The 13,371-nt window shown below is 61.7% G+C and carries 4 protein-coding genes; 2 read left to right on the top strand and 2 right to left on the bottom strand.

From position 1 onward, the window contains the following. Positions 1-92: 92 nt before the first annotated feature. Entirely contained in the window at positions 93-2,219 is a 2,127-nt protein-coding gene (gene recQ, locus KI235_RS07890) for a DNA helicase RecQ (RefSeq protein ID WP_013692519.1), read from the bottom strand. 437 nt (positions 2,220-2,656) lie between these two features. On the opposite strand from recQ, the gene KI235_RS07885 reads away from it, so the two are divergent. Beyond that, entirely contained in the window at positions 2,657-3,244 is a 588-nt protein-coding gene (locus KI235_RS07885; protein WP_003198997.1) for a YecA family protein, read from the top strand. A gap of 8 nt (positions 3,245-3,252) precedes the next feature. Beyond that, positions 3,253-3,648: a YbaN family protein gene (locus tag KI235_RS07880; protein ID WP_003198995.1), complete on the top strand. Its 396-nt coding sequence runs from the start codon at positions 3,253-3,255 to the stop codon at positions 3,646-3,648. A gap of 67 nt (positions 3,649-3,715) precedes the next feature. Here KI235_RS07880 and KI235_RS07875 read toward each other — a convergent pair whose 3' ends face one another. Beyond that, positions 3,716-13,021, bottom strand: a complete 9,306-nt coding sequence (locus KI235_RS07875) for a retention module-containing protein (protein ID WP_212795630.1) — start codon at positions 13,019-13,021, stop codon at positions 3,716-3,718. Between the last annotated feature and the right edge of the window lie 350 nt (positions 13,022-13,371).

Genomic DNA, 13,371 nt, shown 5'->3' with positions numbered 1-13,371 from the left:
AGAAAAACTAATTATTAGTCAGCTAAGCATGAGCTTTGGATTCAAGCAAGGTTCACCTTGTACTGAATCGTTAAAGGCACGCAACTCACTGATCAGACTTCAAATTCAGACTGCAACGCAGCCCTGACGCAATACAGCACGCCTTCGGGAACCCGTCCGACAAACAGCGCGGCAACTTCAGACACGGGTGGTAACTCGCCTTCGCCATCCAGGAAGGCATCCTGCACCTCTCCCATCAGTTCTTCGGGCAGATCCAGCGCCTGTTCCAGGGACAACTGCTGTTTGCCAATGGCTTCGGCCAGCATCGTGTAGACGTTCTTTTCCGAGCACTGCAGTTGCCCGGCGATCTGCAACGGTGTCATGCCGGCCCGGGCCAGCGTAATGAGTTCGTGACGTACATCGGCCACCGCTTTCGGTGCTTCGGCCTCGCCACCCAGGACCTGGAGGAAGGCCTCGCCATACCGCTCCAGCTTGCGCGCGCCCACACCACTGACCTGGGCCATTTCCGCCAGGGAGGTGGGCTGACTGCGGAGCATTTCCAGCAGCGTCGAGTCGGGGAAGATGACGTACGGCGGGACGCCGTGCTCCTCGGCCAGCTTGCGCCGCAAGGCCCGCAAGGCTTCCCATTGATCGCGCTCTTCGCCACGTACCAGTTGGCTGGCCTGGCTCTTGCTGCTCTTGACCGCCGTTGCCGGCTTGAGGTCACGACGCAGTTCGAGGGTGACCTCACCTTTGAGCAACGGCCGGCAAGTCGCACTCAGGCGCAGACCGCCGTAGCCTTCCAGGTCGATGTCGGCCAGACCGCGGGCCACCAGTTGTCGGAATAATGAACGCCACTCACCCTCGGTGCGCGCCTTGCCCACGCCGAACACCGACAGGTGCTGGTGGCCAAAGCTGCGGACCTTTTCGTTGTCCTTGCCCAGCAACACGTCCACCAGATGCCCGACACCGTAGCGCTGGCCGGTACGGAAAATCGCCGACAAGGCCTGGCGGGCCGGTTCGGTGGCGTCCCAGGTTTCCACGCCATCGACGCAGTTGTCGCAATGCCCGCAAGGCTGGGGCATGTCTTCGTCAAAATAGGCCAGCAAGGTCTGGCGGCGGCAGCGGGTTTCCTCGCACAGCGAGAGCATCGCGTCGAGCTTGTGCTGTTCCAGACGCTTGTGGCGCTCGTCGCCTTCGGAGTTCTGCAGCATCTGCTTGAGCATCACCACGTCTTGCAGGCCGTAGGCCATCCAGGCGTCGGCCGGCAAGCCATCACGGCCGGCACGTCCGGTTTCCTGGTAATACGCCTCAAGGGACTTGGGCAGATCCAGGTGCGCGACAAAGCGCACGTTGGGTTTGTCGATACCCATGCCGAACGCAATGGTGGCCACCATGATCAGGCCTTCCTCGTTGAGGAAGCGCTTCTGGTGATAGGCCCGCAGGTCGTTGGGCAGGCCGGCGTGATACGGCAGCGCCGGGAACCCCTGCTCACACAGGAACGCCGCCACTTCATCGACCTTCTTGCGCGACAGGCAATAGACAATGCCGGCATCGCTGCGGCGCTCGGCGAGGAACGCCAGCAACTGCTTGCGCGGCTGCTCCTTGGGTACGATGCGGTAGAAAATATTCGGACGGTCGAAACTGGACAGGAAGCGCTCGGCGTTCTGCAAGTGCAGGCGCTCGACGATTTCCTCGCGGGTGCGCTTGTCGGCGGTGGCGGTCAGGGCGATGCGCGGTACGTCGGGGAACAGTTCCGCCAGTTGCCCCAGTTGCAGGTATTCGCGTCGGAAATCGTGCCCCCATTGGGATACGCAGTGGGCTTCGTCGATGGCGAACAGGGCAATTTCCAGGCTCTGCAGGAACGCCAGCATGCGCGGCTGCACCAGGCGTTCCGGGGCCAGGTACAACATCTTCACTTCGCCGCGCTTGATGCGTGTCGCCAGGTCCCGCTGTTGCTCGGCGCTGAGGGTGGAGTTCAGCGAAGCAGCGGCAACCCCCAGTTCCTCGAGGGTCGCGACCTGGTCGTCCATCAATGCGATCAGCGGCGAGACCACCACCGCCAGGCCGTTGCGCAACAGCGCCGGGACCTGAAAGCACAAGGATTTGCCGCCGCCGGTAGGCATGAGCACGAGGGCATCGCCACCGCTGGCCACGCGCTCAATAATGGCACCCTGGCGGCCACGGAAACTGTCGTAGCCGAAGATGTCCTTGAGGACGCGTTGAGCCTGTTCGAGCATAGAAACTCCAAAAATCACCGAAACATCCCTGCAAGGCTGGTTCAGAATCACAAAAGCTGCACCGGCGAATCGTAAGTGCGCGTTTCGAACCGGCGGGACGCCGCAGGGCATCACAAAACGCGGCAGTATACCCGAGGCCTTCGTTGCAAAGGGGGCTGCTGACAGGAGGTGCTAGCGGCTAGGGATACCCACACATTGCTTCCGTTGCCACAAGTCCCTGTGGGAGCGAGCTTGCTCGCGATAGCGGTGGGTCATTTTGAGAAGGTGCTGGATGTGCCGCCCTCATCGCGAGCAAGCTCGCTCCCACATTTGATCTGCGGCGCCCCCCCATTTGTGTCCACCCCTGGCCTTCAAGAGGCAAATACGCCACGCGGCTGGCCTGGGCGCTCAAGAAGGCCTAGAATTCCCGCATTGTTTATTCCCCAAGGTAGCCCGTAATGTCCTTCGCTGAGCAACTGACCCGCCTGCAAGTCTTCCTCGACGCCGATGAGCTGCACGAAGAGGCGCTGGACTACGTGGCCGCTCACGGCTATCTGACCGCCCTGTCCATCTGCGCAGAAACGGTGCCGGACCGTGAGTGGATCGACGCCCTGTTCGCCGAAGAGCCGCATTACAGCGACGAAGCCCAGCGTGCCGAAATCGAAGCCACACTGGTCGGCCTCAAGGCCCACATCGCCCGCCAACTGGCTTCCGACGAAGAATTCGAACTACCGTGCGACCTGGACCTGGGCGATGATCCGGATGATTCGGAGTTGCGTGGCTGGTGCATCGGCTTCATGGAAGGCGTGTTCCTGCGCGAAGCCGCCTGGTTCGAAACCGCCGAAGAGGAAGTCAGCGAAATGCTGCTGCCGATCATGGTCGGTTCCGGCCTGTTCGATGAGCAACCGGAATTTTCCGACATCGCCGCCGACGCCAACCTGATGGACGACATGATTGTCCAGATCCCCGAAGCCCTCACGGCCCTGTACCTGCTGTGCAACGCACCGGACGAGAAACCGGCGATCCTCAAGCCTCGCCACCACTGAGTGACCGGGTGCCCTCGCCAGTCGGCAATCGCCCGCTGATCCTGCGTTACGTTCTGTTGGCCATTGGCTGGCTGAGCGTAGCGCTGGGGGTCATCGGCATCTTCGTTCCCGTACTGCCCACCACCCCTTTCCTGCTCCTGGCGGCGGCCTGTTTCGCCCGCAGCTCGCCGCGCTTCTACCAATGGCTGGTAGAACATCCCCGCCTCGGCCCGTGGATCCGCGACTACCTCAGCGGCAACGGCATCCCGCTCAAGGGTAAGGTCTATGCCATCGGGCTGATGTGGGCGAGCATCCTCTTTTCCTGCTACCTGGTGCCCCTGCCGTGGGCCCGGGGGTTCATGCTCACCAGTGCGGTGCTGGTAACGGTTTATATCCTCAAGCAGAAGACATTGCGCAAACCCTGAGCCGCCACAAAAGCAAAACCCGTCATGTCCAGACTGGACATGACGGGTTTTGTCGTTTCAGCTCACCTCACACCGTGTCCACCTTCAAAGAATGATCGTTGAGCATTCCGTTGATGATGGTCGCCGTATCCGCCCCGCCCGCGATCATCCCGTCTACGCCGGGCGTGACGCCGTAATGACTGGCGAGGTTGACGCCCGCCAGATCGATGGTCTGGTTCGGCGTGGCACCGGCAATGGCACTGACGTCGATGCTGGTGATGACCGCCCCACCGCTGCCGCTAATGGTGAAGTGCAGGTAATCGTCCAGTGACGCGGTGCTGCCGTTCTCCCCCTGCAACAGCTGGGACAGGTCGAGTTTGTCGACGCCGGGCGCGAAATCCGTGATCACGTCGTGGCCGCTGTTGCCTGCCTGCCATTGGAAGGTATCGGCACCGCTGCCGCCAGTGAGCGTGTTGTTGCCCAGGCCGCCGATCAGCAGGTCATCGCCGCCACCGCCGTTGAGCACGTCATGGCCCAATCCACCGTTGATGCGGTTGCTGGCGCCGTCACCGGTGAGGGTATCGTTGAAGTTCGAACCGACCAGGTTTTCGATGCCTGTCAGCGTATCGGTGCCAGCGCCCACGGTGTTCTGCGCCGCCAACAGTCCCAGGTTCACCGTGACCCCGGCGCTCGCGTGGGCATAGCTCGCAGTGTCGTTGCCCGTACCGCCATCGAGCAGGTCGTTGCCCGCGCCGCTGTAGAGCAGGTCATTGCCTGCCCCGCCGTGCAGGGTGTTGTTGCCCGAGCCTGCGCTGAGGATGTCGTTGCCGTCGCCCGCATTGAGGATGTTGTCGCCGTTACCAGCCAACAGCACATCGTCCCCGGTGGTGCCCGTCAGGGTATGGCCCGCCTGGTAGCTGATGTCCACCGCAGCGCTGTCGCTACCGCCATGGTTGTCGCTGGCGGTGTAGCTGCCGTGGTAATCCGGGGTGCTGTCCTGGGCCCCGGCGTAGTTGACGGTCATGGTCAGTTGATAGTTTTCCGCAGCGTTGGAATTACCGCCGCCGGGATTGGGGATGTTGGTGACGTGGATCTGGTAGTTGCCATCCGCCGCCGCAGTGAACGAGGCGCCGTCGCTGATCGCAATGAACGGCCCACCGTTGAGAGAATACTCAAGGGTGATATGCCCACCCGCCAGGTTATGGTCCAGCGTCAGGGTTTCACCCTGCTTGAGGCTGATGTTGAGGCGGTCCTCATCGTTGGCATTATTGTTGGAAACCGCACCCAGCGCGCCACTGACCACCAGCACCGCCGTCATGGTCGCGGCATTGGCGACGAAGGCGCTGCGATTGAGGTTGATCGACTGCACGTTGTTACCGGTGAAACTGACCGTGCCGGTGCTGCCAGTGAAATCCCCACCTTTGGCGGTCCAACCGGTATTGAAACTGGTGGGTGATGCGGTGAGCGGATCGCCGTTGGCGTCGCTGTCGTTGCCCAGCAGCAATTCGCCCGGTACCACGATGTTGCCTGACAGCACGTTGGTGATGATGTTGTCGTCCATCGCCACGGGTGGGCTGTTGGGCACGACTTTGACCACCAAGCTGGAGCTGGCCAGGTCGCCATCGTTGTCACTGATGGTGTAGCCGATGTTTTCGGTGATCAATGTGCTGGTGGCGGTCTGGGAGGTGTAGCTGAACGCACCGGTATCAAGGTTGACCACCAGGGTACCGTCATGGGCGGTGGCGATGCTCAGTGTGTTGGTGGTTGTATTGAAGCTGCCGTGGTTGACCCCGCCACTGGCGCTCAGTGCACCGTGGCCACCGTTGGCCGCCGGGTCGTAGCTGTACGTGGTGCCATCGACCACCAGGCTTTTGACAAACCCGCCATCGGCGCCGAACGAACCGCCTTCGCCCAGCAGGTTGCCGGTAACCGGCGCGCCTTGCACCGTGCCGGAGAGCACCGAATTGAGCTGGTTCAGATCGGTGACCACCACGGCGTTGGTGTTGGTATGAGCGCTGCCGTCGTAGGCCAGCGGGTCGAGGTAGTCGTTACTGACACCGTCGCCCAGGCCAATGGCGTAGTTCTTGATGCCATTGGCATCGAGGAAGGCTTTCCACGCCGCCTCGTCTGCCGTGCCGGTTTCCAGGCCAGAATTGGGCTTGCCGTCCGAGAAGAAGTAGCCGATGTTCTGCGCGCCGGTCAGTTGCCCGGACGTGACGAACGCGGTCTTGGCCGTCGCCACTGCCGCGTCGTAGTTGGTCCCGCCGTCCGCTGACAGGCTGGAGAGAAGCGACTTGGCGGTCGCCACGTCGACCCACACCGAAGTCTGGTCGGTGGCACTGCTGCTGAACGTCACGAGCTGGACTTTCACATCCCCCAGGTCATCGTATTTATCGAGCAAGGCGCTGATCGCCTGTTTCGCCAAATCCAGCCGCGAAAGCCCCGGCACACCGGAGTCATCGGCCATGCTGCCGGACACGTCGAGCACGATCAGCAGGTTCGAATCGATCTCCACCGCGGTGACCGAACGCTCGGACGCAACGGCCTTCGGTACATCATCGACGATGCTGACCACCAGACTGCCGGTGGTGCTGTTGCCCAGGGAGTCCGTGGCCTGATAGGTGAAGCTTTCGCTCAGCACGTTCGGGCCATCATTGGCATGGGGCGTGGTGTTGGCTGGTGAGGTCAGGGTGTAGGTGTAGGAACCGTCCGGGTGGAGCAACAACTGGCCGTAGGCGCCGGTGGCGTTGCCCACCAGGGTGAAGGAGACGGCGCCAGTGGCACCGCTGACTGAACCGACCAAGGTGCCACTGGCAGTTTCGCTGGTGGCGCTCGGGTCGCTGCCGGTGACGCTGCCAGGGGCAAGGTCCTGGCCATCCTGGTTCAGGTCGAGGGCTTTTTCATAGACAGTAACGTCGTGGTCGGTTTCTGCGATGAGGCAGCTGTTGTGCACGTCAATGGTGAGGGTGGTGGTGCTCTCATCACCATCGGCATCACGCACGGTGTAGGTGAAGACATCGGTCGCGCCTGCTGCACCGACAGAATCGGGGTTGCTGTGGTAGACGGCGTTGCCGTTAGCGTCCAGGGTCAGGTAGCCGTAGGTGCCGTTGATCTGGTTGTTGAGACCACCGACAGCAGAGGTTGAAGTGTCGTTGCCGGCGCGTACGCCGATCACCATGCCGCCATCCGCGCCAAGTACGTCGTTGTCCAGCACGTTACCGTTGACCGTGCCGCCCTCCACCACCGAGGTGAAATCGGCATGGGCGCTTGGCACGTCGTCGACGATGTCGATGACGATGGTGCTGGTGACGGTGTTGCCCAACGAGTCCGTGGCCTGGTAGGTGAAGCTTTCGCTCAGCACATTCGGGCCATCGTTGGCGTGGGGCGTCGTCGTGGCTGGCGAGGTCAGGGTGTAGGTGTACGAACCATCGGGCTGAAGCGACAGTTGACCGTAGGCACCGTTGGCGTTGCCCACCAGCGCGAAGGTCACTGCGCCAACGGCACCGCTGATCGAGCCGACAAGGCTACCGTTGGCGGTTTCACCAGTGGCGCTCGGGTCACTGCCGATGACGGTGCCGGGGGCCAGGTCCTGGCCATCCTGGGTCAGGTCGAGGGCTTTTTCGTAGACGCTGACTTCGTGGTCCGACGTGGCAACGAGGCAGCTTTCGTGGACATCGATGGTGAGGGTGGTGGTGCTTTCATCGCCATCGGCGTCGCGCACGGTGTAGGTGAAGACATCGGTCGCGCCCGGGGCGCTGACGGTGTTCGGGTTGCTGTGGTAGACGGCGTTGCCATTGGCGTCCAGGGTCAGGTAGCCGTAGGTGCCGTTGATCTGGGTGTTCAGGCCGCCGACGGCAGGGTTCGAGGTGTCGTTGCCGGCGCGCACGCCGATCACCATGCCGCCATCCGCGCCAAGTACGTCGTTGTCCAGCACGTTACCGTTGACCGTGCCGCCCTCCAGCACCGAGGCGAAATCGGCATGGGCGCTTGGCACGTCGTCGACGATGTCGATGACGATGGTGCTGGTGACGGTGTTGCCCAACGAGTCCGTGGCCTGGTAGGTGAAGCTTTCGCTCAACACATTCGGGCCATCGTTGGCGTGAGGCGTCGTCGTGGCTGGCGAGGTCAGGGTGTAGGTGTAGGAGCCGTCGGGCTGAAGCGACAGTTGACCGTAGGCACCGTTGGCGTTGCCCACCAGCGCGAAGGTCACTGCGCCAACGGCACCGCTGATCGAGCCGACAAGGCTGCCACTGGCGGTTTCGCTGGTGGCGCTCGGGGCGCTGCCGGTGACAGTGCCGGGGGCCAGGTCCTGGCCGTCCTGGTTCAGGTCAAGGGCTTTTTCGTAGACGCTGATTTCGTGGTCGGGGGTGGCGACGAGGCAGATATCGTGGACATCAATGGTGATGGTGGTGGTGCTTTCATCACCGTCGGCATCACGCACGGTGTAGGTGAAGACATCGGTCGCACCCGGGGCGCTGACGGTGTTCGGGTTGCTGTGGTAGACGGCGTTGCCATTGGCGTCCAGGGTCAGGTAGCCGTAGGTGCCGTTGATCTGGGTGTTCAAGCCGCCAATCGCCGGAGTCGAGGTGTCGTTGCCTGCACGCACACCGATCACGGCACCACTCGCAGCCGGTCCGTCGGCACCACCTTCATCGTTGTTCAGGACGTTGCCACTGACCGTCCCACCTTCATCCACCGAGGCAGAGTCGGCATGAGCGGTCGGCAGGTCATCAACGATATTCACGTCCAGGTTGCCGTTGGCGGTGGTGCCGTTATCGTCGGTGACAACCACTGCGAACTGTTCGCTGAGGCTATTGGCGCCGTTGGCGTTTGGATGGGCTTCGTTGTCCAGCAAGGAGTAGCTGTAGCTGACCACGCCCGTGGTGGCGTTGTAGCCAGTGATGGTCAACGTATTGCCGAGTGCGGTGGTAATCGACTGTGGGAAACCGGCTGCCACACCACCGGTGACGACGTTAATGCCGCCAACACTCAAGGTTTGCACACCGTCCAACGCAGTCACGGTGAACGTGCCGCTTTGAGTCAGGGCCGGTGCATCCGGGCTGCTGCCATCGCTGAGGTTTTTCTCCTGGACCGTCAGCTCACCGCCGTCGGTGTCGAGGCCGGTGATGATCACTGGATCATCGTTGTTGTGTACTTGCAGCACCAGGTTTGCAGTGCTGGTGTCGCCGTCGGCATCGGTCAGGGTGTAGGTGAAGGTTTCGCTGCCATCGCCACCACCGTGCAGGCCCTTGAAGTCGGCATCGGCGGTGTTGAGGGTGTAGGTGTAGGAGCCGTCGGCATTGAGCAACAAGGTGCCGTAGGTGCCGGTGAAAGTGCCGGGGGTGATTGGGCCGGAGGCCACATGGTCCGCACCTTGGGTGTCGTTGGTCAGCACGCTGCCGGTCAGGGTCAGATTGGTTTCCGAGGCTGTACTGGCGTTGCTGTCATCCACGGCTTTAGGCAAGTCGTCGACGATGTTCACGTCCAGGTTGCCGTTGGCGGTGGTGCCGTTATCGTCGGTGGCGACCACTGCGAACTGTTCGCTAACGCTGTTGGCGCCGTTGGCGTTTGGATGGGCTTCGTTATCCAGCAAGGTGTAGCTGTAGCTGACCACCCCAGTCGCAGCGTTGAAACCGGTGATAGTCAGGGTGTTGCCCAGCGCGGTGGTAATCGACTGTGGGAAACCGGCTGCCACGCCACCCGTCACCACATTGATGCCGCCAACACTCAAGGTTTGCACACCGTCCAACGCAGTCACGGTGAACGTGCCGCTTTGAGTCAGGGTCGGTGCATCCGGGCTGCTGCCATCGCTGAGGTTTTTCTCCTGGACCGTCAGCTCACCGCCGTCGGTGTCGAGGCCGGTGATGATCACTGGGTCATCGTTGTTGTGTACTTGCAGCACCAGGTTCGCGGTGCTGGTGTCACCGTCGGCATCGGTCAGGGTGTAGGTGAAGGTTTCGCTGCCATCGCCACCACCGTGCAGGCCCTTGAAGTCGGCATCGGCGGTGTTGAGGGTGTAGGTGTAGGAACCGTCGGCATTGAGCACCAAGGTGCCGTAGGTGCCGGTGAAAGTGCCGGGGGTGATTGGGCCGGACGCCACATGGTCCGCACCTTGAGTATCGTTGGTCAGCACGCTGCCGGTCAGGGTCAGATGGGTTTCCGAGGCTGTACTGGCGTTGCTGTCATCCACGGCTTTGGGCAAGTCGTCGACGATGTTCACGTCCAGGTTGCCGTTGGCGGTGGTGCCGTTATCGTCGGTGACAACCACTGCGAACTGTTCGCTGAGGCTATTGGCGCCGTTGGCGTTTGGATGGGCTTCATTGTCCAGCAGCGTGTAGCTGTAGCTGACCACCCCAGTCGCAGCGTTGAAACCGGTGATAGTCAGGGTGTTGCCCAGCGCGGTGGTAATCGACTGTGGGAAACCGGCTGCCACACCACCCGTCACCACATTGATGCCGCCAACACTCAAGGTTTGCACACCGTCCAACGCAGTCACGGTGAACGTGCCGCTTTGAGTCAGGGCCGGTGCATCCGGGCTGCTGCCATCGCTGAGGTTTTTCTCCTGGACCGTCAGCTCACCGCCGTCGGTGTCGAGGCCGGTGATGATCACTGGGTCATCGTTGTTGTGTACTTGCAGCACCAGGTTCGCGGTGCTGGTATCACCGTCGGCATCGGTCAGGGTGTAGGTGAAGGTTTCGCTGCCATCGCCACCACCGTGCAGGCCCTTGAAGTCGGCATCGGCGGTGTTGAGGGTGTAGGTGTAGGAGCCGTCGGCATTGAGCACCAGGGTGCCGTAAGTACCGGTGAAAGTGCCGGGGGTGATTGGGCCGGAGGCCACATGGTCCGCACCTTGAGTATCGTTGGTCAGCACGCTGCCGGTCAGGGTCAGGTGGGTTTCCGAAGCCGTGCTGGCGTTGCTGTCGTCCACGGCTTTGGGCAAGTCGTCGACGATGTTCACGTCCAGGTTGCCGTTGGCGGTGGTGCCGTTATCGTCGGTGACAACCACTGCGAACTGTTCGCTGAGGCTATTGGCGCCGTTGGCGTTTGGATGGGCTTCATTGTCCAGCAGCGTGTAGCTGTAGCTGACCACGCCCGTGGTGGCGTTGTAGCCAGTGATGGTCAGCGTATTGCCGAGTGCGGTGGTAATCGATTGTGGGAAACCGGCTGCTACACCGCCCGTGACGACGTTAATGCCGCCAACACTCAAGGTTTGCACACCGTCCAACGCAGTCACGGTGAACGTGCCGCTTTGAGTCAGGGCCGGTGCATCCGGGCTGCTGCCATCGCTGAGGTTTTTCTCCTGGACCGTCAGCTCACCGCCGTCGGTGTCGAGGCCGGTGATGATCACTGGGTCATCGTTGTTGTGTACTTGCAGCACCAGGTTTGCAGTGCTGGTGTCGCCGTCGGCATCGGTCAGGGTGTAGGTGAAGGTTTCGCTGCCATCGCCACCACCGTGCAGGCCCTTGAAGTCGGCATCGGCGGTGTTGAGGGTGTAGGTGTAGGAGCCGTCGGCATTGAGCACCAAGGTGCCGTAGGTGCCAGTGAAGGTGCCGGGGGTGATTGGGCCGGACGCCACATGGTCTGCACCTTGGGTGTCGTTGGTCAGTACGCTGCCGGTCAGGGTCAGATTGGTTTCCGAGGCTGTACTGGCGTTGCTGTCATCCACGGCTTTAGGCAAGTCGTCGACGATGTTCACGTCCAGGTTGCCGTTGGCGGTGGTGCCGTTATCGTCGGTGGCGACCACTGCGAACTGTTCGCTAACGCTGTTGGCGCCGTTGGCGTTTGGATGGGCTTCGTTATCCAGCAAGGTGTAGCTGTAGCTGACCACCCCAGTCGCAGCGTTGAAACCGGTGATAGTCAGGGTGTTGCCCAGCGCGGTGGTAATCGACTGTGGGAAACCGGCTGCCACGCCACCCGTCACCACATTGATGCCGCCAACACTCAAGGTTTGCACACCGTCCAACGCAGTCACGGTGAACGTGCCGCTTTGAGTCAGGGCCGGTGCATCCGGGCTGCTGCCATCGCTGAGGTTTTTCTCCTGCAATGACAGCTCGCCACCCTCAGCATTCAGGCCCACCAACACCACTGGATCGTCGTTGTTGTGCACCTGCAGCACCAAATTCGCGGTGCTGGTATCGCCGTCGGCATCGGTCAGCGTGTAGGTGAACGTCTCGGTGCCACTGCCCCCGCCATGCAACGCGACGAATTGCGGGTCGCTGGTGTTCAGGGTGTAGGTGTACGTGCCGTTGGGGTTGAGCACCAGGGTGCCGTAGGTGCCGGTGAACGTGCCGCCAATGATCGGCCCGCTATCGGGACCGGTGGGAATCCGGTCGGCGCCCTGATGGTCGTTGGGCAATACGTTGCCGGTGAGGGTTACCAGGGTTTCCGACGCCGTGTTGGCGTGGCTGTCGTCGATCGCCTGGGGCACGTCATCGGTAATGTTGACGTCCAGGGTGCCGGTGGCCGTGTCGCCGTCGGTGTCGACGGCCACCACCGGGAACTGCTCGGTGATGCTGTTGGCACCACCACCGGCAGGATGGGTTTCATTGTCCGTCAGGGTGTAGCTGTAGCTGACCACCCCCGTGGCCGGGTCATAGCCGATGATGGTCAACGTGTTACCCAGCGCCGAAGTGACGGTTTGGGGGAAGCCTGCGGGCACACCGCCGGTGATCACGTTGATGCCGCCGATGCTCAGGCTGCTCAGCCCGTCAGGCGCGGAAACCGTGAAAGTGCCATTTTGCACCAGCGCCCCCGGATTGCTGGCCGAACCATCGGCCAGATTGGCTTCGTTGATGGTCAGTTCGCCGCCCTCGACATCGACCCCGTCGAGGGTCACCGGGTTATCCGGTGTCACCGGCGGCACGGTTGCATTGTCGCCCGTGTTATCCGGATCACCGGCCAGGCGCAGCTGTGGAAACTCGGGAATCCCATTGAACCCGGCCGTCGGAAAACCGATCTGCGGATCGACCTCCCCACCGACTTCTTCCAGCAGCACAAAACTGTGCCCGCCGCCCACGCCCCCCGGGTTGCCACCCTCGGGGCCGGCGGCCGTGGCTTCACCGGTCTGGGTCGGGTCGGCACCGGCAGCGATGGCTTGCTGCAGCTTTTGCACATCGGTCAGTTGCGCATTACTCGGTGTCGCCGCGTCAGGCGTATCGACATGAGGCGCATGGTTGGCGAGCAACTGCGGGGTCAGGGTCAGGTCGCTTCCGCGACCCAGGGTCAATGACTGGCCGTTCTGCAGATGAACCGCCACGGCCCCTTCGGCACCGGTGACCAGGTGTTCGCCGGCATAAAGCCGATCGCCTTCGACCAGAGGCCGCCGCAGGCCACCGGCCGCTTCTGCGAAAACTTGCCCGACCACTTTGCTGACGATACCGATGAGCGCTGCCATGTGCATTTCCTCCGTTGCCGACCGCAATCGGCACCTGTCTGAGTGAAGAATCCGTCCTCAGGTTTGGCGATCCAAAAAGCTGGAAAATCTGCCAGCTTTCGTGAAAGAAGAAGGTGCTAGCAATTCGCCAAAACGACAAAAAACCGTCACCAAAAACCACCTCACAGATCGCCCTTTCGACATTTCTTCACATTGCTTAAAAATCTGCATGGAACTTTTATTGACGCCTAAAAGCCGTCAGAACCCGCAGATTCAAAGGCTTTCGCTTTGAACAATGTGCCGGTTTTTTTCAAGTACATAAGTTTTTTTCGGCATAAGTCTTATGAGAAATTCTTCTTAGGTTTTGCTCA

The sequence above is a fragment of the Pseudomonas sp. St386 genome (assembly GCF_018325865.1).
Taxonomy (GTDB): domain Bacteria; phylum Pseudomonadota; class Gammaproteobacteria; order Pseudomonadales; family Pseudomonadaceae; genus Aquipseudomonas; species Aquipseudomonas brassicacearum.
This window is presented reverse-complemented; position numbering and strand designations above follow the sequence as displayed.